Source organism: Lacinutrix neustonica, from assembly GCF_026625145.1.
Classification (GTDB): domain Bacteria; phylum Bacteroidota; class Bacteroidia; order Flavobacteriales; family Flavobacteriaceae; genus Lacinutrix; species Lacinutrix neustonica.
The window spans coordinates 1,109,754-1,132,378 of record NZ_CP113088.1 but is presented as its reverse complement, the minus strand read 5'-3'; the positions used below and the strand labels follow the sequence as shown (position 1 = coordinate 1,132,378).

At 34.7% G+C, this 22,625-nt stretch carries 21 protein-coding genes, 6 pseudogenes and 1 riboswitch; of the genes and pseudogenes, 11 read left to right on the top strand and 16 right to left on the bottom strand.

Going from position 1 to position 22,625, the window contains the following annotated elements:
* The first annotated feature begins 376 nt into the window (after positions 1-376).
* The 5 genes from N7U66_RS06265 to N7U66_RS21450 all read left to right on the top strand — a co-directional run bounded on the left by N7U66_RS06265 (position 377) and on the right by N7U66_RS21450 (position 4,577).
* Positions 377-1,840, top strand: a complete 1,464-nt coding sequence (locus tag N7U66_RS06265) for a hypothetical protein (RefSeq protein WP_267677765.1) — start codon at positions 377-379, stop codon at positions 1,838-1,840.
* 145 nt (positions 1,841-1,985) lie between these two features.
* On the top strand, positions 1,986-3,437 hold the full coding sequence (locus N7U66_RS06260) for a hypothetical protein (RefSeq protein WP_267677764.1): 1,452 nt from the start codon (positions 1,986-1,988) through the stop codon (positions 3,435-3,437).
* Positions 3,438-3,509: 72 nt separating this feature from the next.
* Positions 3,510-3,983 carry a hypothetical protein gene (locus tag N7U66_RS21460; RefSeq protein WP_313791433.1) on the top strand — a complete coding sequence of 158 codons (474 nt, stop codon included), beginning with the start codon at positions 3,510-3,512 and terminating at the stop codon, positions 3,981-3,983.
* A 56-nt stretch (positions 3,984-4,039) separates the two neighbouring features.
* A complete protein-coding gene (locus N7U66_RS21455) occupies positions 4,040-4,165 on the top strand; it encodes a hypothetical protein (protein ID WP_313791432.1) in 126 nt (41 codons plus the stop codon).
* Positions 4,166-4,196: 31 nt separating this feature from the next.
* Complete coding sequence (locus N7U66_RS21450; RefSeq protein ID WP_313791431.1) at positions 4,197-4,577, top strand: WD40/YVTN/BNR-like repeat-containing protein; 381 nt, start codon at positions 4,197-4,199, stop codon at positions 4,575-4,577.
* Positions 4,578-4,858: 281 nt separating this feature from the next.
* Here the strand turns inward: N7U66_RS21450 and N7U66_RS06250 are convergent, their stop codons facing one another.
* From N7U66_RS06250 to N7U66_RS06195, 13 genes and pseudogenes are all read right to left on the bottom strand, one after another.
* Positions 4,859-5,299 carry a YceI family protein gene (locus N7U66_RS06250; RefSeq protein ID WP_267677763.1) on the bottom strand — a complete coding sequence of 147 codons (441 nt, stop codon included), beginning with the start codon at positions 5,297-5,299 and terminating at the stop codon, positions 4,859-4,861.
* A gap of 42 nt (positions 5,300-5,341) precedes the next feature.
* A complete protein-coding gene (locus N7U66_RS06245) occupies positions 5,342-5,620 on the bottom strand; it encodes a hypothetical protein (protein ID WP_267677762.1) in 279 nt (92 codons plus the stop codon).
* Positions 5,586-5,714, bottom strand: coding sequence for a hypothetical protein (locus tag N7U66_RS06240; RefSeq protein WP_267677761.1), 129 nt, complete (start codon positions 5,712-5,714; stop codon positions 5,586-5,588). Before N7U66_RS06240 ends, N7U66_RS06245 begins: the two co-directional genes overlap by 35 nt.
* Positions 5,715-5,726: 12 nt before the next feature.
* Positions 5,727-6,053 (bottom strand): DUF5777 family beta-barrel protein, encoded by a 327-nt coding sequence (locus N7U66_RS21445; protein WP_313791430.1) that lies wholly within the window; start codon positions 6,051-6,053, stop codon positions 5,727-5,729.
* A 16-nt stretch (positions 6,054-6,069) separates the two neighbouring features.
* Entirely contained in the window at positions 6,070-6,576 is a 507-nt protein-coding gene (locus tag N7U66_RS21440) for a DUF5777 family beta-barrel protein (protein ID WP_313791429.1), read from the bottom strand.
* 7 nt (positions 6,577-6,583) lie between these two features.
* A complete protein-coding gene (locus N7U66_RS06230) occupies positions 6,584-6,970 on the bottom strand; it encodes an OB-fold protein (RefSeq protein WP_267677760.1) in 387 nt (128 codons plus the stop codon).
* An 86-nt stretch (positions 6,971-7,056) separates the two neighbouring features.
* The gene (locus tag N7U66_RS06225; RefSeq protein WP_267677759.1) at positions 7,057-7,614 is read right to left on the bottom strand and encodes an acyl-CoA thioesterase; all 558 of its coding nucleotides are present in this window, start codon (positions 7,612-7,614) and stop codon (positions 7,057-7,059) included.
* A gap of 3 nt (positions 7,615-7,617) precedes the next feature.
* Positions 7,618-7,981: pseudogene (locus N7U66_RS06220) on the bottom strand (6-phosphogluconate dehydrogenase).
* A 15-nt stretch (positions 7,982-7,996) separates the two neighbouring features.
* Positions 7,997-9,322, bottom strand: a pseudogene (gene rmuC / locus N7U66_RS06215) (DNA recombination protein RmuC).
* 259 nt (positions 9,323-9,581) lie between these two features.
* The gene (locus tag N7U66_RS06210; protein WP_267677758.1) at positions 9,582-9,953 is read right to left on the bottom strand and encodes a hypothetical protein; all 372 of its coding nucleotides are present in this window, start codon (positions 9,951-9,953) and stop codon (positions 9,582-9,584) included.
* Between the two features lie 84 nt (positions 9,954-10,037).
* On the bottom strand, positions 10,038-10,835 hold the full coding sequence (locus tag N7U66_RS06205; protein ID WP_267677757.1) for an ABC transporter ATP-binding protein: 798 nt from the start codon (positions 10,833-10,835) through the stop codon (positions 10,038-10,040).
* Positions 10,836-10,995: 160 nt separating this feature from the next.
* Positions 10,996-12,026 (bottom strand): annotated as a pseudogene (locus N7U66_RS06200) (FecCD family ABC transporter permease).
* Between the two features lie 2 nt (positions 12,027-12,028).
* Positions 12,029-13,180 (bottom strand): ABC transporter substrate-binding protein, encoded by a 1,152-nt coding sequence (locus N7U66_RS06195; RefSeq protein ID WP_313791428.1) that lies wholly within the window; start codon positions 13,178-13,180, stop codon positions 12,029-12,031.
* Between the two features lie 67 nt (positions 13,181-13,247).
* A riboswitch (cobalamin riboswitch) is annotated at positions 13,248-13,456 on the top strand.
* Positions 13,457-13,484: 28 nt separating this feature from the next.
* On the opposite strand from N7U66_RS06195, the pseudogene N7U66_RS06190 reads away from it, so the two are divergent.
* Together N7U66_RS06190 and N7U66_RS06180 are read left to right on the top strand one after the other, a co-directional pair.
* Positions 13,485-15,319 (top strand): annotated as a pseudogene (locus tag N7U66_RS06190) (TonB-dependent receptor plug domain-containing protein).
* 6 nt (positions 15,320-15,325) lie between these two features.
* Positions 15,326-16,354, top strand: coding sequence for a DUF5074 domain-containing protein (locus N7U66_RS06180; protein WP_267677753.1), 1,029 nt, complete (start codon positions 15,326-15,328; stop codon positions 16,352-16,354).
* A 52-nt stretch (positions 16,355-16,406) separates the two neighbouring features.
* Here N7U66_RS06180 and N7U66_RS06175 read toward each other — a convergent pair whose 3' ends face one another.
* Together N7U66_RS06175 and N7U66_RS06170 are read right to left on the bottom strand one after the other, a co-directional pair.
* Positions 16,407-17,114 (bottom strand): Dph6-related ATP pyrophosphatase, encoded by a 708-nt coding sequence (locus tag N7U66_RS06175; RefSeq protein ID WP_267677752.1) that lies wholly within the window; start codon positions 17,112-17,114, stop codon positions 16,407-16,409.
* On the bottom strand, positions 17,104-18,519 hold the full coding sequence (locus N7U66_RS06170) for a S41 family peptidase (RefSeq protein ID WP_267677751.1): 1,416 nt from the start codon (positions 18,517-18,519) through the stop codon (positions 17,104-17,106). The genes N7U66_RS06175 and N7U66_RS06170 overlap by 11 nt, the downstream gene beginning before the upstream one ends.
* A gap of 131 nt (positions 18,520-18,650) precedes the next feature.
* On the opposite strand from N7U66_RS06170, the pseudogene N7U66_RS06165 reads away from it, so the two are divergent.
* The 4 genes and pseudogenes from N7U66_RS06165 to N7U66_RS06150 all read left to right on the top strand — a co-directional run bounded on the left by N7U66_RS06165 (position 18,651) and on the right by N7U66_RS06150 (position 20,966).
* A pseudogene (locus N7U66_RS06165) lies at positions 18,651-19,159 on the top strand (RNA polymerase sigma factor).
* Positions 19,146-19,616 carry a hypothetical protein gene (locus N7U66_RS06160; RefSeq protein ID WP_267677750.1) on the top strand — a complete coding sequence of 157 codons (471 nt, stop codon included), beginning with the start codon at positions 19,146-19,148 and terminating at the stop codon, positions 19,614-19,616. The pseudogene N7U66_RS06165 and the gene N7U66_RS06160 overlap by 14 nt, the downstream one beginning before the upstream one ends.
* 126 nt (positions 19,617-19,742) lie before the next feature.
* Positions 19,743-20,339, top strand: a complete 597-nt coding sequence (locus tag N7U66_RS06155; protein ID WP_267677749.1) for a DUF4252 domain-containing protein — start codon at positions 19,743-19,745, stop codon at positions 20,337-20,339.
* 87 nt (positions 20,340-20,426) lie between these two features.
* Positions 20,427-20,966 (top strand): DUF4252 domain-containing protein, encoded by a 540-nt coding sequence (locus tag N7U66_RS06150; RefSeq protein WP_267677748.1) that lies wholly within the window; start codon positions 20,427-20,429, stop codon positions 20,964-20,966.
* Between the two features lie 259 nt (positions 20,967-21,225).
* Here the strand turns inward: N7U66_RS06150 and purB are convergent.
* A pseudogene (gene purB / locus N7U66_RS06145) lies at positions 21,226-22,570 on the bottom strand (adenylosuccinate lyase).
* Between the last annotated feature and the right edge of the window lie 55 nt (positions 22,571-22,625).

Here is a 22,625-nt window from a genome sequence, read left to right as displayed (position 1 = left end):
TTAATTCAGCGTGCAAAGGTAGCTTTTTTAAAGGAAAAAAAACAGTATTTATACCGAATTAAACTTTTGTAGTGGTCTAAAATGTACGGATTATTGTATTAATTGAAAACACTAACAGGTGTATGGTTTATTAATGAGTGAAATAAACGGGAATCCAAGGGTGAATTTGAGTAAAAAACGTTGATAATAGCGAAACAGTTGTTTTATGGTTATCCAACACCATTATTTTTTATATGAACAAAAACAACAGTTGTTATCACCTATTATAAGTTAGCTTTTTGAGCTATTCAAAGGGGGGATATTTCTGAGATTAATTAAAAGAGACAAAAACCAAAGCGTAATTAACTTCGTAGGTAGTGAAACCTACACAAATATTATGAAAATACAATTGTTACTTTTATTTATTACTTCTGCATTTATAGCTAACAGCCAAGTGGCTATTGGAACTACTAATATTCAAAATGGAGCTGCTTTACAGATTGAAAGTGATTCTAAGGGCGTACTAATCCCTAGAGTCTCTTTAATGGCAAAAAATTTAGAGGCCCCTATAACACCTTCTCCTATTGCAACGGGTCTCATGGTCTATAATATAGCTACTTCAGGAAGTGATAGCAATGCTGTTGTTCCCGGATTTTACTACTGGAGCGGAAGCTTATGGGTATCATTAGAAGAAACAACTGGTAGTGGTGATTCCTGGTCGCTATCAGGAAATACTGGAACCACTCCTGGTACTAATTATCTTGGGACTTCCAATAATGTTGATTTACAATTTAAAACAAATGCTGTTAGACGCGCCACGATTAAAAATGATGGGGCGTTAATTCTTGGTAATAACAATACACCATTAAGTAATACGTTAACAAGCGTTTATCCCTCAGGCTCTCAAATTGGTATTTATGCGTCTAGTCAAAATTCACCAAGAACCATACGGGCTCTTAATTTTTCAGGAACAGAATTTGTAATCGATGGCGGGAATTTTGATGCCAATGGCGGTAGAGGTGTGATAGGCATTAGTGCAAATATGGCAGCCAATAGTACTGTTACTGTAACGGGGGTTTTAGGGCTTGCAGGCAGAACTTCGTTTACAGAATTGCAGGGAGAATCTGTTGGCGTCTCAGCACAAGGAACCACTGCCTTACACGCTAGAGGTGTGGGCAAAAGTACTGAAGATTATTATGCAGGTTATTTTGAATATGATCAAGATGATAATATAGGTACTTCAACAGGTCCATTTGCTAGAATCGCAGGTAAGGATTATGATTATTTTACTGGAGGCGCCAGTAGAAGAGATGTGACTTATGGGGGGTATTTTGATGCGAATACCAACAGTAATGATTACGTGTTTGTTGGCGCAAGAAATAACAATACCTCATACAAGGTATTAGGAGGAGGTTCTGTGTCTACTATGGTTAAAGATAAGGAGGGTAATAATAGAATTTTGCATACCACAGAGACCCCTGAGATTTTATTTGAAGATTTTGGAATTGGTGAACTTGTAAATGGTGAAGTGTATATTGAAATAGATGAAGTATTGTCAAAAAATATTTACGTCAATAAAAACCATCCCATGAAAGTTTTTATTCAATTGGAAGGGGATTGTAACGGAGTATATGTCACTAATAAAACAAAAAAAGGCTTTTTGGTAAAAGAATTGGGTAAAGGGAAGTCTAATGTTAGTTTTTCATGGAATTTGGTTGCAAACAGAGCAGATGCACTCAATGCAGATGGCAGTTTGTCTTCAAAACATGTTGGGGTTCGCCTGCCTATAGGACCCGCTAAATTAGAGCCAAATAAGCAAACGATTAAATCGTATGATAATACAGAATATTATAAAGACTAAGCTTCATCTGTTATTAGGACTTTTTGAGTTGGCCTAATTATAATCCAAGGTTTTAGAATAGTAAATTATTTAACTTACGTTTAATGTTTTTAGTATTTTGTTAAACAAAATACGAAATCTTTTGTACGTTTGTAAAAAAATAATTATGAAAAGAATATTTTCGTTATTGATTTTAGGGTTTAACGTTTTGGCATATGGTCAAGTGGCTATTGGAACATCTAATATTCAAAATGGAGTCGCTTTACAGATTGAAAGTGATTCCAAGGGGTTATTAATACCTAGGGTTTCATTACAAGCAAAAAACTCAGAATCACCAATAACACCGTCCCCTATTGCTACGGGTCTCATGGTCTATAATATAGCTACTTCAGGAAATGATAGCAATGCCGTTATTCCCGGATTTTATTATTGGAACGGAAGCTTATGGGTGTCATTAGAAGACACAACTGGTACTAGTGACTCTTGGTCGCTATCAGGAAATGCTGGTACCACTCCTGGGACTAATTATCTTGGGACTTCCAATAATGTTGATTTACAATTTAAAACAAATGCTGTTAGACGCGCCACGATTAAAAATGATGGGGCGTTAATTCTTGGTAATAACAATACACCATTAAGTAATACGTTAACAAGCGTTTATCCCTCAGGCTCTCAAATTGGTATTTATGCGTCTAGTCAAAATTCACCAAGAACCGTAAGGGCTCTTAATTTTTCAGGAACGGAATTTGTAATAGATGGCGGGAATTTTGATGCCAATGGTGGTAGAGGGGTTATAGGGATTAGTACAAATATGGCAGCCAATAGTACAAGTACTGTAACTGGTGTCTTAGGGGTGTCAGGCACAACTTCCTTTTCAGAATTACAAGGGGAGTCTGTAGGCGTTTCGGCACAAGGGACAACCGGAATACATGTAAGAGGTGTTGGAAAAAGTACAGTAGATTATTATGCTGGTTTTTTTGAGTACGATCAAGACAATAATACAGGTACTTCAACAGGTCCATTTGCTAGAATCGCAGGCAAGGATTATGATTATTTTACTGGAGGCGCCAGTAGAAGAGATGTGACTTATGGGGGGTATTTCGATGCGAATACCAACAGTAATGATTACGTGTTTGTTGGCGCAAGAAATAACAATACCTCATACAAGGTATTAGGAGGAGGTTCTGTGTCTACTATGGTTAAAGATAAGGAGGGTAATAATAGAATTTTGCATACCACAGAGACCCCTGAGATTTTATTTGAAGATTTCGGAATTGGTGAACTTGTAAATGGTGAAGCGTATATTGAAATAGATGAAGTATTGTCAAAAAACATTTACGTCAATAAAAACCATCCTATGAAAGTTTTTATACAATTGGAAGGGGATTGCAACGGGGTATATGTTACTAATAAATCAAGAAAAGGATTTAAGGTAAAAGAATTGGGTGATGGAAAGTCTAATGTTAGTTTTTCTTGGAATTTGGTTGCAAACAGAGCAGATGCACTCAATGCAGATGGAAGTTTGTCTTCAAAACATGTAGGTGTTCGTCTGCCTATTGGGCCTAATAAATTAGAACTCAATAAGCAAACTCAAAAAAAGTACGACATAAAAAAATAAAAAAAAGACATTTTAAGATGAAAGCTTCGCTATAATGCGAAGCTTTTTTACTTTTATAGAAATTTAAAATTTATGAAATACATTATAAGTACTCTTTGTATCATGCTCTCAATGTTTTCATGTAAAAATGAAGAAGAAAAAAAAGCAAATAGTTTTATTCCTAAAGAAATTAAGGAAGTCATTATAGAGGAGTCTTTAACCGATTCGACATTAAATGTTCGCGCCTTTCAAATATTTGAGGACGGCACATTAACGTTTGCCGGAGCAAACAATACGTATGGTATGCTCGAGCCAAATGGAGAAAGATGGTTGTTTTCCAAACAAGATTATGATAGTTTGAAACTTGAATTTCGAGCGGTTGGTAAAACGACATTAGATTTTTTTATGATGAGCGTTGGTAGTCCAGCTTTAGTTTTTAAAACAGGTGATTCAGGAAAGATGGAATTAGTTTATAAAGAAGACCACGAAAAGGCCTTTTATGATTCTATGGCATTCGGAATGATCAAGAAGGCATTGCTATTGGTGATCCAACAGACAATTGTATAAGCGTAATCATCACTCGTGATGGAGGTGGAACTTGGACAAAACTGTCTTGTGAAACGTTGCCAAAAGCCAAGGAAGGTGAAGCGGCTTTCGCTGCTAGTGATACCAATATAGCTATTGTTGGAGATAACACGTGGGTGGCAACAGGAGGAAAGGCGAGCAGAATATTGTTTTCTCCGAGATAAGGGTAAAACATGGGAGGTCTTCAAGACGCCAATGGTTCAAGGTTTAGAAACGACAGGCATGTATTCACTAGCTTTTTACGATGAAATAAATGGTTTTGCCATTGGAGGTGATTATACCAAGCCGGATGATAATGCAGCGAATAAAATAAGAACGGCAGATGGTGGGAAAACATGGGAGTTAGTTGCGAAAAATAAAAATCCTGGGTACCGCAGTTGCGTGCAATATGTACCAAACAGTCAGGCAAAAGCATTGGTGGCCGTTGGTTTTAAAGGTATTGATTACTCCAATGATTCAGGAAGTACTTGGAAGCATTTAAGCGATGAAGGGTACTATACTTTGAGGTTTTTAAACGATAGCATCGCTTATGCCGCAGGAAATGGAAGAATAAGTAAGTTGACTTTTAGGAAGTAAGATTAAAAATAGTAATGGATTCTATCTAATGATAAGAGCATGCAACTAAAACAATACCATCGCTATTGTCAAGCCTGAGTGCAATTGAAGACTATATTAAGTTATCGGTTTTAACACTTATCGGCTGCGATAATATAATATGAAATACGTGTTTCATAAAAAATAAGAAGAATTATTTTTTAGTCAATTCAAAAGAAAAAGAAACGGCCACTTCTTTAGATAATTTATTACTTACGACACTCGGTATTTTAATGTCAAAGTCAGAAACATTAACTAAAATTTCACCGAGATAGGGAAATCTGTCCACTTGAATTTTGAAAGATGTTTAAAGTCTTATTTTCTAGTTTTTTGGTTTTACCATGAAAGACTAAGCTTCCATTATAAATCATTGTTTTTTGTGTAGAAATATTTTCTAAAGTGAATTCTGTGATCGTTCCTTTAAAGGTAGCTTTTGGATAATCATCAGACTCCGCATAATTTTCATTAAAATGCTCTTCCATTAAAGCATTTTTAAAACGAAAGCCCTTCACCAAGACCAAGGCTGCAAACTCACCATTTTCAGTATTTAAAATGGCAGTAGTATTTTTATTTTCGGCTTTAACCTCTTCAAAAGAGGGGACAGAGGCTTCAAAAACTACGGTTCCTGTTTTCGTTAAGTATTTGTCTTGACTAAACGTGAAACTCGAAAAGAATACGATAATTATGATGACTAAATTTTTCATTGTAAGTTATTTATTAATTTAAATTCTACTAGTGTGCCAAGTTTAATTTTCAAGAAGGCCATCCATTTCCCATTGAATGACTAAATTGATTAAGTTTTGAGGTAGCCTTGGGCCGCCAAAAGGCATGGCGCCAGCTTCTCCAGATTGTCCGGAAATCCTATTGATTAAATCACTATTGTTTATGGCGCTAACCACTTGGTTATAAGTGATTAGTGCGATTGGGGCGCCATTTACAGGAGGGTCACTATGACAAAAGGTGCAATTATTAGATATGATACTTTGAATATCATCTGTATAATTTACGGTCCCCTCCTGGCTCACTTGTGGCCGGCGTTAATAAATCTTCAATACTATCTGTGGTGCAGCTAAAAAGCAATATACCAATAAGACACGTTGTATAAAGTAACTTTTTCATAGTTTCATTTTCTTAAAATACCCGACTTAAATTAAACCCGAAATATATATCACCATCATTCCAATCGCCAGTAGCTTGCCCTAAAAAGCCATTGGTATTCATGGCTTGGGAGTTCGTGAAATGCATTTGAAAAACGTGACCTCCAGTCTCCAAGTCAATACCAATAGATAATGGATTTTTAAAAGGCGAAGTGGTACTTCTATTTAAATGCCAACCGTAGTCTGCGTTTAGCGACCAACGTTTTCCTAATTTATAACGACTCCCAATACCTAAGGCGTATTGTGCATTGTCTTGGTTGGCATCTAGAACCGGATTATCTTGAAAAAATGTTGGTGCCAATTCTAAAGATAATTGCTTACTTATTTTTCTCGGCGATAAGCACTTGTGCCGTATAGCCTAGACGATTTTTAAACTTTAATTTTGGTAGATTAGCTTTTTGGTAAGCCGTATTAACTAAAATAGAATTGTAGCCTACAATGGTAAAAAGAGCCCCCCCTTCTTTTTGTTTAACTAATCTATACTTTATAGCTGCCTCATAGATTTTTTGAAAGGAACTACGAGATACACTAATATTGATTCCCTCTGAAAGGCCATAGATGAAATTCAATCGCGTCACAGCATCATCTAAGCCAAAAAAAGTATCTAGTCCATTCTCTAAACTTCCAAAACGGTGAGCAACAACGAATGTAAATTCCTTTTTAGCGGTAAGTTTAGTCGATTCAAAGTTTACAATTTTCAACCCTTTAAAAGTAGCCGTTGCATAATTATCCTCAGGAGACGCTTGGTCGATTTCATCCAGTAGATCGTCTTGTGAAAATAGCGATAGCGGAAAGGATAAAAGGAGAATGATAAGGTATTTCATGGTTAGTTTATTGGGAGATGGAGCATTGGTCGAATTTTACTTGCTCAAGTAAATCATCATATCCAATACACCGTCCTTTGATTGAAATTTTAGTATTAAGTTCTGTTTTTTGTAAATTATTATCTGCATTAAAGCTACAAAAAATCACATCGTTTAAGGTTAAATTGGAGGTGTTAATTTCAGAAACGTCGCCATTTATTTGAATAGTTTGATTTAGAAACTTTGATTCTGCTAATGTTGAATTATTTTGGAAAGCATTAATTAAATCATCAGCATTTAAAGAAAAAGCCACTGTTTCTTCTTCAATAATTCGATGTTTCTGATATACCACATTGTAAGCGATAATCGCAAGTATAATAATTAGCGATAAAATAACCCAATAGCTTCTTTTCATAGAAATCTGATTTTAGTAGCCGATGTTTTCCTAGGAAACTAATATAGGAATAAAAAACCGAAACGCCCTATGTTATTGGATACTATTTAGTTATGGTTTTCCGGTAATTCAATTTTAACTTTATAGCCTTCTAGCTGCTCTAAGTAGTGTTGATGAGAAAAATCTTCATGGTTAAACTCCGCTTGTCCGGATTTTTTCGTTTCAATCCGTTTTAAAGCTTTAAGATACCGCTTGACCTCAGTATTATCATTTAAAATCAATCCTGGTACTTCAACCGAAATCCCCTCTTTAGTCTTAGCCACCATTGTGAAATAGGAAGAGTTACAATGTTTCATCACCCCCGATTGAATGTTTTCGGCTTCAACACGTATACCGACAACCATGGATGTTCTACCTGCGAAATTTACGGAGGCTTTCATGGTTACCAATTCCCCAACCTCAATAGGATTTAGGAAATCAACCGTATCGACAGAAGCAGTAACACAGTACATTTTTGAATGTTTACTGGCGCAGGCAAAAGCAATTTGATCCATTAAACTTAAAATATACCCCCCGTGAATTTTGCCGCTAAAATTAGAGTGGGAGGGCAGCATTAATTCTGAGATGGTAATGCGTGATTTATCGACTGATTTGTAGTTTGTCATGAATTAATTTCTAAAATGTGGAGAGGATTCTTTTTCTACAGCGGTAATAAAATATTTTGTGTCTCCCATCCAAAAAAATGTTACAAAGCGTTCTACATAGGTTAGTTTTACATATTCTCCCTGAAACTCTTTTAATTTACTAATAACGTCTTTGTCTTGATCTAACACTGAAAATGAAAAAATTTGAGCACCGAGAGATGCCTTGGCTTATTTCTCCTTCATACGTTTTGAAAATGACACCCTTATTACTGAATTTTATGAGTTCACCAGAGCGATTGCCTTCGCTATAGGGAACAAAATAGACAAATGCGTAAAATATAGCGAGAGCTATAACAAGAATGGCTAAAAATTTTAATAGAAATTTCATGTGTTATTTTATATTTTATAAGTTATCGTCTTCTTGTGCTCTTTTTAATATTTTTTCAGGTAAGGCTTTCTTTGCTTTAGCCCCCATTTTTTTGAGTTTTTCAACGCTGGTGATCAAATTACCACGGCCTTCTACCAATTTATTCATAGCCGATGAGTAATCTTTTTTAGCGTCGTCAATTTTTTTACCAACACCTGTTAGATCCTGAACTAAACCTTCAAATTTGTCATATAAGGCACCGGCCTGACGCGCAATTTCAATAGCATTTTGCTGCTGTTTTTCATTATTCCACATACTATCTATGGTACGCAAGGTCGCTAATAAGGTAGAAGGAGTAACAATGACAATATTACGTTCAAACGCTTTGTTGTATAGGGAGTTGTCTTCATTAATAGCAATGGCGAAAGCGGGTTCAATAGGTATAAATAATAAGACAAAGTCTCGGTGATTCAATGTCATACAAATCCTGATAATTTTTAGCCGAAAGCTGCTCAACATGTTTTTTAATAGAATTAATATGGGCTTTTAAATAGACAGCTCTATCTTCCTCTTCTGCATTAACAAAGCGTTCGTAATCGACAAGTGATACTTTACTATCAATAATCATACGTTTGTTATCCGGCAGGTGTAAGACAATATCGGGCAATACACGAGAACCATCGGGTAAGGTAAAACTTTGTTGTACGTAGTATTCCCTGTCTTTTTCTAAGCCGATTTCTCAAGGACGCGTTCCAAAACCAATTCGCCCCAATTGCCTTGCATTTTACTATCCCCTTTTAAAGCCCGTGTTAGGTTAGTGGCCTCTTTTGTCATTTGTTGATTAAGGTCTTTTAAGCCTAACAGTTGTTCTTTTAAAGCAGAATGCATACTGATGCTTTCTTTTTGAGTATCGTCTACTTTCTTTTCAAAGACCTGAATTTTTTCTTGTAGCGGACTCAGTATGTTCTTAATATTTTCTTTATTCTGAAGGGTGAATTTCTCTGATTTCTCATCAAGAATTTTTGTAGCTAACAACTCAAAATCTTTTCGAAGTTGTTCCTGCCGTTCTTCTACTTCTGCCTCACGCTTATGGTGTAACTGCTGAAGATTCTCGTATTCTGAAGTCTTTCTTGTTAACTCTGTATTTAAAAATTCTTTTTCTCTTCTTATTTCTTCGCGCTCATGTTCAACTTTATCTACATTTTTTTTCAGCGCATCAATGGTTAATCCCATTTGACTTTGGCGTTCTTCTAGCGTGCTTTTTTCACTTTTACTTTTCAGTTTTGAAAATAACATGCCTAAGTAAGCACCAACAACTGCAGAAATGAATATGGAAAGAATGAGGATGAGGTTGTCGTTCATTTATGGATTGAATTTATTTAAGCAATTGGTAGTTTCTATTAAATATCAAATATTAATGTCTGAAATTTTTTCCTTACCATAATACAAACTGCCAGTTTTAATACCTTTTGGATATACGAAAAAAATTGTAATAGTTGTAGATCTTAGTTTTTTTGATTCAAAATGCATAATTAGTAAATCTGAATTTTTTCTTGTGCCAAACTCAAAAGGAATCTTTACATTTTCTATATCATCAAAATTATAATCTAAAAAAGTGTCTTTAATTTCTCGGATTATATAATTTTCTATATCTCTTTAATTTAGGTTTTACTTTAGAGACTCTATTAAAAGGAATAAGGTTAGTAAACCTTTTTGCAAGGATATCAGTCGGTCTAAATCTCAAATTATTAGTATGGTCTATTAAAGAAATTTTATTTGGATCAAAAAAACCTTTTTTATCAACGGCCTGTACTTTGACTTTTACAATTACTTTATTTACTTGTTTTGATTTATAGTTGGCACTAAATGTTGTAATTGCTTTAATAGTTTTATTTGCCTTAATAAATTCAATAGTAAAGTCGTTACTCTGAGAATAAGTAAGACTAAAAATTGAAAAGAATATTAAAAAGAAAAAATTTATTTTTAATTTCATTGTTATAGCATTAGGGGAAATATAGTTTTTTTATCAAAGATAATTTTTTTAGGTGGAAGTTAGAAGACTGTAGCTTCAAGTTTTTTAGTTATTTCTTAACACGAAAGGCTCCGAATTCTCATCAAAAACGATGAGGTCCTTTGGGAATAAGTTGTCAAAAGCACCTTGTTTAATGAGGTTGTTAGGTGTGTCTGATACCACAAAATCGTTAGTCATTACAATTAAACGGTCACATAGTTGTATCGCTAAATCTATTTCATGGGATGAAAACAGGATGGTTTTATTGGTTTCTTTTGCTAACTTTTGTAGCAGTTTCAAAATATAGGCTTTATGATACATATCTAAATGTGTTGTGGGTTCATCTAGAATAATTAGTGAGGTATCTTGTGCTAAGGCACGCGCAATCATTGTTTTTTGCAACTGCCCATCACTCAACTGAAAACACTTTTTATCGACAATCAATTCTAAATGGGTTTGCGAGATAGCACTATTAACAATCTCTAAATCTTCCTGGGAAAGTTTGCCTACCCAATTGGTGTAAGGCTGTCTTCCTAATGCAATAAGCTCAAAGACAGATAAATTTTTAGAGGCCACACTTTCTGTGAGCACGAGACTCAATACTTTGGCGAGATCAATAGCTGGATACTCTGAAATGGCCTTGTTGTTCACTAAAATAGTGCCATCAATAGGCTTTTGAATTTGAGATAAGGTGCGTAGTAATGTTGATTTACCAATACCATTGGCACCCACTAAGCCAACGAGTTCCCCTTCATATAATTCCATATTTATATTAGAACTCACAACAGTTGTTGCTTTCTTAGCGTGGTAACCAATAGAAAGGTTTTCGGTTTTAAGTATGGTATGTCTTGTGTTTTTTATCACTAATTCACGAATTGTTTTTTATTTCTTAATCCTCTGTTTGTCAAAGTATAAAATCCCTTGGCTCTTTTTTTGGTTAAACCATCCTGTTTTTTCTTTAATAAACCATTTTTTCGCATCTGAAGGAGGGAACTTATTGGTATTTTTCTTCTAACTTCTAACTTTAAAAAATCATCCTTCTTTTTTTAACGAGCAACCAAACCACTACTGGCGCTCCAATAAGTGAGGTAATGGCATTAATAGGCAATGTATAATCACTGGTTGGTAATTGTGCAATGCTATCACAAATTAACATGACGATAGCGCCGAACAAAAATACGGCTGGTAATAGTATTTTATTATTTGAGGTGTTAAACAGTTGGCGTGTCATGTGTGGGATAGCTAAACCAATAAAAGCGATAGGTCCCGCAAAAGCCGTAATGCTTCCGGCTAATAAACAGGTAGCTAAAATGATTATCATACGACTTTGTTTAATATTTAAGCCCATACTTTTAGCATAGCTTTCACCTAGAAGTAAACTATTTAATGATTTAATAGAAATAATGGTGAATACGATTCCTACACTGTAAACCAATAAGAAAACTCTTACTTCCGGCCATTGCAAATCACCAAGACTACCAAACCCCCAAAAAATGTATTGTTGTAAGGTTTCGGCAGAGCTGAAATACGACAAAACACTTACTATGGCAGATGTGATACTTCCAAACATGAGCCCGATAATTAATATCGCCATGGTGTCTCTTACTCTGGAGGAGACAATTAATACAGCAGTAAGCACAATAAAGCTACCCAAACTTGCCGCAATAACCAAACTCCATTGCGACGCCAATACGCCCGCGAAAACACCTCCTAGTAATGAAGCACCCATGATTACCAAAGCCACTCCTAGACTTGCACCGAAGTGATGCCTAAAACAAAAGGACCCGCTAAGGGATTGCGAAACATGGTTTGCATTAATAATCCGGAAATACCTAGACCAGATCCCACTAAAATGGCGGTGATCGCTTTAGGCAATCTGTAATTCTGAATGATGTATTCTTGATTGGTATATTCGTAGGTTTCTGTAAAGAAGCTGTTAAAAATAGTTTCTGAAGGGATGCTAATAGATCCCAAACTAATATTCACCAAAAACAAAGCAAGTAATACTATTATGAGAATTAAAAAGGTAAGTTGGTATGATTTTTTTGTTGCCAAGATTAGTCTAAAGCTTTAAAGAAAAACGGTTGATATTCGGGTAGCAATTCGGGATGACTTATTTTAATAATGTCTTTTAAAACCAAATCCGGACGTGCGATACCTAATTCATAATAGAGAACACCACCAGTTTTCCCCGTCGTATTTGTAAAAGAATAAATGGTTTTGTTTTTATAAGCGTTGAACTCTGTATAATGTGCATTAGCCGTTTTTAAATCTTCTAAGCTTGTGTAATACGAAGGACTCAGCCATAAATTGGCGGATTTGGCTTTTTCATAAACGACTTCAAAATTTAGTGCCAAACTACCACTTCCAGTAGTGTCATGCCATAAATAATTGGTGTTGGCATCCTCTAAAAATTGCGCTTCTGTACTGCTGCCATTTGGTAAATACCAAACATCTTTATGCATGGCGCCACTTAAAACGGTGGGTTTGGTAGCAGCTTTTGAAGCTATTTGTTTCGCTTCGGAATAATTATTTACAATCCGATTAAAAATAGAATCGGCTTTTTTTTCTTTGTTGTATAAGGCGCCAAAAAATTTAATCCATTCGGCTTTTGCTAAGGGTGATTTTTCTGTCCAATCGCCATTATAAATAACAGGTATATTGGCTTTTTTAATGGTTTCCAAAGTCTTACTCTTGCCATCTACACCAAAGGCAACCACCAGATTCGGATTGATTTCTAATAACACTTCGGTGTTTAGTCCTTCATTTTTACCTAATTCCCTAACTAATCCGCGGTCTATTCGTGCTCTTGTTTTTTCGGAAGAAATATAATCTGTTCCTGGAAAACCTTTCAGCGTCTCTTCAACGCCTAATAATTCTAAAGAAGGCACATGAGTTGTCGAGGTCACTACAATGCTTTCAATAGGTGTAATGATAATGCCGTTGTATGCGTCACGCATAAATGTGGTTTTGGCTGCTTCTTCTGCAGAAATCAAAACATATTTAAAGGTTTCATCGGCTTTAGGCCAAGGGTTTTTAATTTCGAGAACACTAAAATTACCGTTATCTTCAATACGAAACCCTTCAGCATAAGCGATGTTGTTGTTGCCTGTCTCATATATAGGAGGTAAGCTGTTATTTATCCCTTTATCTTCTTTACACGCTAAAATAGCGAGCATAAAGAATAGAATGACACCGTTTTTCATCATTAATGATTTTTAATCAAAAATAAGATTAATTACCGTTTCGCATATAAGATATTCCAAAATAAAGATTATTTTTGCAGCGAATTTTGGTTTGACTTTGCAATTAAGCGAAGTTAATTAAAAGGGAATCAAGTTTAAAACTTGAGCTGTTCCCGCAACTGTAATCTTAGTTCACATTTGTGAATGCTTGTTATTAAACTTCAAGTCACTGGAAAAATTTTCCGGGAAGACCAATAGCAAGACGAAAGCCAGGAGACCTGCCATTTTCAACATCAAAAGAATCTTCGGGAGAAAGATTTTAAGATTTATGAAAAAAAGTATTCTTATTTTTTGGTTACTAATTAATGGTTTTTGCTGTATGGCACAAACCAGGCTGGATTCTGTTCACAATTTGGAAGAGGTTGTATTGAGTGATACTAAACTTAAAAACTATGCTGCTGGTTTTAAAATAACAAAACTTAATGATTCAGTAATTTCTAAAAACACAAACACGCTTACAGGTTTGTTAGCCTTTAATTCTAATATTTATTTCAAAGAAAACGGCTTTGGGATGGTGGCTTCTCCTTCGTTTCGTGGTACAAATGCCTCACAAACTGCTGTGATATGGAACGGTATAAATATTAATTCGCAATTAAATGGGCAAACTGATTTTAACACCATAAATGCCTCTCAGTTTAATTCTATAGCTATAAGAAGCGGTGGAGGCAGTGTGCAATATGGGAGTGGAAGTATTGGCGGGACAGTACATTTAAATAATAAACTTACGTATAGTAATCATTTTGACAATAGTTTACGTGTTACTTATGGCAGTTTTGATACACAGCAGTATACAGTTTCAACTGATTTTGGAATTTCGAAGTTTTCAGGAAATATAGGGGTAACTTATGTTGATTCTGAAAATGATTACAAATTTCTGAGAACGGATGAAGTTAATGAAAACGGACAATTTAACAATCAAAACATCAATGCGAATTTTGGCTATTTTATTAGTGACAGAGATGTTTTAAAGTTTTATCATCAAACGTTTATAGGAGCCCGGAATTTGTCAGGGACGCTAGTGGCGCCTTCGCGTAGTCGCTATGAGGATACTAATATTAGAAATTTATTAGAATGGTCCCGGGTTGGTGAGCGCATAAAATCGGGATTCAAAGTCGCACATTTACAAGAAGCGTTTCAATATTTTGAAAATAAGGATAAGGATAATTTTTCCTTCGGAAAAGTAAATACATTAATTCTAAAACATGATTTAAATTTTCAATTATCTGAACAAATAAAAGTGCAATCTGTTGTTGAGTATAATACCATTACTGGTGAAGGTGGTAGTTTTGGAGATCCTAAAAGAGAGGTCTTTTCTCTATCGGGACTATTAAGTCATAAACTGACTAAAAAACTAAGCTATGGCTTAAATATTAGAAAAGATTTTACCAGTCAATTCGATAGTCCGATGGTGTTTTCCATAGACTCAAAATTCGAATTAGCTAAAACCTATATATTAAAACTAAATGCTTCAAAGAACTACAGAGTGCCCACGTTTAATGATTTGTTTTGGCAACCTGGCGGGAATCCGAATTTGGTTCCGGAATCTTCCTATCAGATAGATTTTGGGCAAGAATTACAATTTAGTTTTTTAAATTTTAAGATGAATGCCTACTATATTTCAACGGAAGACTTAATCCAGTGGCGACCAAATGCTGTTTCGGTCTATGGAGCCCAGTAAATATTGCTGAAACCGAAAATTATGGCGTAGAAGCAGAGTTAAGCTTACAAAAGCAGTTTAATAAGCAGCATTTAGAACTTAAGGGAAACTATTCTTATACAGTTTCAGAAAATAAGATGACTGGTAAACAACTTATTTATGTGCCTTTTCATAAAGGTAATTTATCTTTTGCTTATAGCCATAAGGCTTTTTCTATGTATTATCAGCATGTATTCGTTGGAGAGGTTTTTACAATTTCTAGAGATGAATTAGAGGTCTACGATATTGGGAATATAGGATTAAGTTATGTTTTAAATATGAAAGGAAAAGTGAACTACCATTTAGATTTTAAAGTAAATAATATTTATAATAAATATTACGAAAACGTAGCATTGCGACCAATGCCCAATAGAAATTTTCAAATACAAACAACCATTAAATTTTAAAAAAAAATGAAACTAAACAACTTAGCTTTAATAGCATTAGTAATTGCTGTAACGTTTACCTCTTGTAGTAATGATGATGATTCAACAGCAGTTGTGCCATTAGGTGCTTATGAAAATGGTATTTTAATTTCTCATGAAGGAAGTTTTTCCGGAGGAGTAGGAACAGTCTCATACGTATCAAATGATTTTACAACAATAGAACATGATATTTTTTCTAATGTAAATAGCAGAAGTTTAGGTACTGTGGCACAAAGCATGGCTTTCAATGGAGATTTTGCTTATATAATAATAAATGTATCAAATCAGATAGAAGTAGTGAATAGATATACTTTTGAATCTATTGCGACTATAAATACAGGAGTTATTAATCCAAGATATATGACCATTTCCAATGGGAAAGGTTATGTTACTGCTTGGGGAGATTATTCAGATACAACAGATGATGCTCTATTGGTAGTAGATTTAGGTACAAACACAATACTTGATACAATAGCTACAAGTTACTTACCAGAGGAAATTATTGCTGTAAATAATAAGGTCTATGTAGCAACAGGAATATATGGTAATGGAAATAAGGTAGATGTATTTAATTCAGCAACTGATGAATTAGTAGATAGTATAACTGTTGGGAATTCGCCAAATTCTTTACAACTGGATTCAAACAATGATTTGTGGGTTTTGTCTTCGGAAAATTTAATAGAGATCAATACTAATTCCAATATTATCAATAAAACAGTAACATTTGATAGTTCAATTTCATCTCCTTCTAAGTTGAATTTTGATAGTGGGAATCTGTATTTATATGCAGGAGGTTCAGTATATAAAATGGATGAAACAGCAACAGATTTTCCGACAATACCTGAGTTCACAGATGTTAGTTTTTATGATATGTCTGTCAGAAATGGTTTGTTATATGGACTTGATGCTGGAGATTTTTCAACTAATGGGACCTTAAAAGTATTCGATTTAACTACTAATACAGAAATGGAAGTTATTACTGTAGGTGTCATTCCAGGGGAAGTGTATTTCAATTAAAAAAACATTTTCTTTAACATAAATAAAAGCCTCTTTTAAAGAGGCTTTTATTTTAATACCAAATCACAAAACCAAAAGCCCGTTTTGCTGAATTACAAACGGAGTCTTCCGTTTTAGGGGCATTGTATTCTCGATATACTTTTTCTCCGATAGAAAAGGGAATGGGGGTTTTGAAAATGGGACCATCATAACAAAACGTGTGAAACTCGCCATTTTCGCCACAGACATCGACTTCCTTTGGTAAATTTTCAATGAGCTCTTTGGTGATGGTTTGCCCAACAAAATCTTCAGAAAAATATTTGGCATTGGCACAAACAATCACCGCTTTAAAGCCTAAGTCTATAAATTCATTGATTAAGTGGTTCGTGTCTTTTTTCCAAAGCGGAAACAAGGTCTTTATTTTGAATTTAGATAGATTGTCTTCACGATAACGTTTTAAATCTTCCAAAAATATATCACCAAAAACAGCGTGTGAAAAACCCTCCGTTTTTAAACTATTCACCACTTTGGTCATTATCCTCTCGTAGTCCTCCATAGTGGGTTGCTCCGGCAAATCAATGGTTTGTAATGGAATACCAATGGCATTGGTTTGCGCTTTTAATAAATCTAAGGGCAATCCATGCATGGATACACGATTGTAATGGGTATTAACAGAAGTGACTAACTTGCCTATAGTATAATTAGGATCTTGTAGTAAATAATAAAGTGCTAAAGCAGAATCTTTGCCGTAGCTCCAGTTAAAATAGGTCTTATTGTTCAATGTACATTTCTTTTTTATGTGGTAACAAATCGTTACTGTCAAAAATGGCTTCAATAGTTTTTCCGCTTTTTTGAGGCACAGATTTATTTGTAGCTGCAATATCTGCCAAAGCTTCGGCTAATAGCGGCTCGTTTTCATCGCCTAAAACACCTAGGTTGTTTATGCGTTCTTCTAAGGTGATATCTGGTGTTATTCCATCAATAGGAACCTGACCATTATCTTTATTTACGGAGATGGCCACTAAAGGTTGTAAGGCGTAGGTGTGTCTTGGGTTTGCTTCATTTCTAGTAAAATTAGGAGCATCATACAGGGTTATTGAAGCTTGTGATTTTCCAACGGTAGTCGTTCCTACGTGTATCACTGGTATATAGGCCTTTAAGCTATTAATCACCATTTCACTGGCAGAGGCAGAGGACCCTGTTGCCAAAACATAGACCTTATTAAGGCCTAAACTATTCAATGCGGCACCATTGGCTTCATTAACAAATAGATAGTTAAAATTATTGTCTTGTTGTATACTGTTATAATTTAATTTAGCATACACTTGATTATTAAACTGTCCTGTGACTAAACTTCCCATAATAGCTGAAGAATTTACAGAGCCACCAGGGTTGTATCGTAAATCTAACACTAAATGTTGCACGTTGTTCGCTCGAAATTCACCAAATGCTGCGTTTAAAGCCGTATCAAAATTAGAGGTGAAACCATTATACATTAAATAGCCCACGTTTTCACCTTCCACCTGAAGAATTTTAGTTTTAAAAACAGGGTTTTCTGTGTAGGGTATGCTGGTTAACATGACCTTGTTTATTGTCGGGTCTATACTATCGTCAGTCGTGTCAATCGTACCGTTATCATTATAGCTCGCTAAATTGAGTGTAAAACTGTCTTGTCTTAATAACGTTCTCCAGTTACTTACGGTTAAGGGGGTATCATTAACGGCATAAAACAAATCACCCCGCTTCAAATTCACATTTTCAGCGCTTGTATTGGGCAGGATGTAGCGTACATAACCAAATAGGTCATTCCCATTTTCTGTATATCGTACCAGTCCGAATTCCATACCATTATTTTTAGATACACCATTAAACTGCTGTTCTAGAGCAATATAATCACTGGTGATCCAACTAAAGCGATCTGCGGTACTTCTGTTGTAAATTAGGCTTTCAAAACAAGTTTCGGGAGAATCGAAACTGGCCAGGTAATTAGAGTAGTTACTGCTGTTTTGTTTGTCTTCAGCCAAATCCGGAACACTGTCGCGGTATAAGTAATAGGCATCCATACCACGGTAAACAAAATCATTGATATCTGTAACGGTTATAGGCGTGTCGTCTCGGTCTTCAAAACAACTTAAAGAAATCAACGCGAGTAGTAATACTAGTAGTGCTTTGGGGGATTTTTTCATTTTAATCTTTTCTTTTTCACTCTAAATGTAGTTACTTTTTAATAAATTAAAAATTATTTGTAACAAAATAGAAAGTAGGTCGTCGTAATAACATAAAGCGATAAAAACCACTTTAACGTTTTATACTAACCATGACACAAATAGAATTTTTAAATATAGTATTGCCTTTTAAGGATAAGGTATTTCGGCTAGCAAAAAGATTGTTAGTGTCTACTGAAGAAGCAGAAGATGCCACACAAGAAATATTAATTAAGCTTTGGAATAATAAAAAGAAAATTAAAGACTATAAAAACGTTGAAGCATTTTCTATGACCATGACAAAGAATTTTTGTTATGATAAGTTGAAATCGAAGCAGGCACAAAATTTAAAAATTGTACACAGTAATTACGAAGATCACAGCGTTGCGCTTCAAAAACAGTTAGAAGTAAACGATAGTCTTCACTGGGTTGGCAGAATAATGAAAGGTTTGCCGAACAGCAAAAGTTAGTAATACAATTAAGAGATATTGAACAGTACGACTTTAGCGAGATCGCGAAAATGCTAGACATGACAGAAACAGCAGTAAGAGTGACGCTATCAAGAGCTAGAAAAACAATAAGAGAACAATTAACTAAAACACACAATTATGGTGTTAAATAATATAGAACAATTACTCGAAAAGTACGAGAACGGAGAGACCACATTAAAGGAAGAGCAGCAGTTAAAAGACTATTTTTCGCAAGAAACTGTAGCGCCACATCTAGAAGTGTATAAATCCATGTTTGATTACTTTTTGGTAAACCAACAAGAACAATTTACTAAACAACTACCACTAAACACTAAAAAAAGTTTTAACTATAAGTGGTTATCTGTTGCAGCAGTTGCGGTTCTAATGGTGAGTATTTTCTTTTCTAATCCGTTTGCTAACGACAGCGTCACAATAACAGATGCAGATCGAGCAGATTATGAAAACGCAAAAGCGGCTTTAGCTTTAGTTTCAAAACAATTAAACAAGGGCGTTTCGCAAGTGAGTTACCTAGACGTTATAGGGAAAGCTGGCACACAAGTTGACTATTTAAAAGAATTGAATGACCCCATGGGTAGAATATTTAAATAGAAACTAAACACAATAATTATAACAAGAAAAAATGAACCGAGCGTAAAGTGATAAGTGTATACTTATTTAAGAACATAAAAACGCGAATTCATTTTTACAAATTAATAACAAATAAATACTAAAAAAATGAACACAATAAATAAATTAAACGGAATGAAAAAATCTCTAATTGTATTTGCATTCGCAATACTTTTAATGCCATTAACAGCAATGGCCCAAAGCGATATTTTTGCTAAGTATAGCGGCAATGACGATGTAACTTACGTCTCTATTAAACCAAAGATGTTTCAAATGTTGGCTAAAATGGATATAGAAACAGATGATGCAGATGCTCAAGAATTTTTGAAAATGGTAAATAGTATTACCAGTTTTAAAACGATGGCTACAGACAATAAAATGATAGCCAGCGATATTAAAAAATGGGTTAGTGGGCGTTACGGTGCTTTAGAAGAATTAATGGAAGTTAAAGATAATGGTATGGTGGTTAAGTTTTACGTTAAGGAAGGTAAAGATCAAGATCACGTTGCAGAACTTTTAATGTTTGTTAACGGCTTAGACGCCGTAATGAAAGACAATGATATTTCTATTAATGGTAAAAAGAGAAGTTTAGAAACCGTTGTTATTTCTTTTACAGGAGATATCGATTTAAACCAAATTTCTAAATTGACTAAGAAATTCGATTTACCAGGTGGTGAAGAGTTAGATAAGAAGAAAAATAAGTAAATTTTAATTAAATGAAATGGCCATATTAAACCAAAGGTTTCGTGTGGCTTTTTTACTTAATCACACCAGCAAAAAAAAACAGAACCCATGAAATCAGTAATTAAAACCATAGTCTTTAGTCTTTTATTGTCACTAGCATTAGTAAGTTGTAAAGATGAAGGCTCAGTACAAACGTATTTTGTAGAACACCAAGATTTACCCGATTATAAGCAAATGGATTTATCGGCTAATTTGATGGATTTTTCAAGTGCTGAGTTGTCTGCTGAAGAAAAAGAAACCATTCAAAGTCTTAAGAAAATTAGTTTTACGGGATACCGTGCTACTGGAGATGAAACGGAATATAAGCAAGAATTAGAGAAAGCCAAACGTGTTTTTAAAAATGAAAAGTATAATGAGCTCATGGATTTTAGTATGGGTGGCATGAAAATCAAGGTGAATTCTATTGGTACAGATGATGCTGTAGATGAGATTTTGGTGTTGATGAGTTCTCAAAAAACAGGCTTTGGTGTTGCGCGTATAATTGGTGATGACATTAATCCTGAAAAAGTTATGATGATGATTAATAACATGCAAAAAGTAGATGTAGACAATAGCCAACTAAAAAGTATTATGAACTTTTTTAACTAAAGGTTTATATGTTAATGTAAAAAGGACTGTTGGCGCAGTCCTTTTTTTATTTTAAAACCTTGTTATTCTTCTCAAATTCAGAGGCCTTTATTTTTACACTTGAATTGAGAAATACATAATAAACAGAAGTAGAAAGACACGACCTTAACTAACTAAAACAATAGGTTGTTTTAAATTTAGAAATCAATGCCATTGCCGCTATAAAAGCGCTGTGCTATTACTGTTAGAGCAAAGGATTCCTTCTTATTTGTAAATCTATTTATATACCGGTATAGTTACTTGGCGAAATGGCTTTCAATTCCGTTTTGATAGCCTCACTGACTTCTAAAGTATCAATAAAATTTGAAATGGATGTTTTGGTAATCGCTTCGTTCGTTCGGGTTAATCCTTTTAATGCTTCATAAGGATTGGGATAGGCTTCCCGACGTAAAATCGTCCGGATGGCTTCGGCCACAACCGCCCAATTATTTTCTAAATCCTGAGCAAACTTTGGTTCGTTTAGTAATAATTTACTTAAGCCTTTTAAAGTGGATTGAAATCCGATTAAGGTGTGACCAAACGGGACACCTACATTTCGCAACACCGTACTGTCTGTTAAATCGCGCTGTAAACGCGAGATGGGAAGCTTTGCCGATAAATGTTCAAAAATAGCATTAGCCATCCCTAAATTACCTTCGGAATTTTCAAAATCTATAGGGTTTACTTTATGAGGCATGGCAGAGCTACCTACTTCACCCGCTTTTATTTTTTGTTTAAAATAATCCATAGACACATACGTCCGAGATGTCGCGATCTAAATCGATGAGTATGGTATTGATACGTTTCATGCAATCAAATAAGGCCGCCAAATGGTCGTAATGCTCAATTTGTGTCGTGGGGAAGGAGTGTTGCAAACCTAATTTTTCCTGAACAAATGTGCTTCCAAAAGCCCTCCAGTCTATCTTAGGGTAAGCGACTTTATGGGCATTAAAATTTCCTGTTGCACCACCAAATTTTGCAGCACTCGGTATGTCGTTTAACAAGTTAAACTGCTCTTCTAAACGGACTACAAATACTTGGATTTCTTTACCTAAACGTGTTGGTGATGCTGGTTGCCCATGCGTTCTTGCTAGCATTGGGATGTCTTTCCATTCTTCAGCTAATGCTTTCAATTTTTGTAGAACTTCAAAATAGCCAGGAACATAAACATCGTTCATGGCTTCTTTAATGCTTAAAGGAATGGCTGTATTGTTAATATCTTGAGAGGTTAATCCAAAGTGAATAAACTCTTTATAATCATTAAGGTCTAGTTTATCAAACTGTTCTTTTATAAAATATTCCACCGCCTTTACATCGTGGTTGGTCACTTTTTCGATGTCTTTAATGGCTTGTGCATCTGCCGTACTAAAGTCTTTATAAATCTTACGAAGCGCTTCAAAGACAGAAGGGTTTACCCCTTGTAATTGTGGTAAAGGCTGCTCGCAGAGTGCAATAAAATATTCGATTTCTACTAAAACACGGTACTTAATAAGTGCTTCTTCAGAAAAATAATGGGTTAATTTTTCTACTTTATTTCTATAACGACCATCAATAGGTGAGATGGCATTTAAGTGTGTTAATGACATAGTTTGTGTTGGTTTTTTAAAAGCTGTAAAGATAGCTAAGAAAGTGAGAAGATGG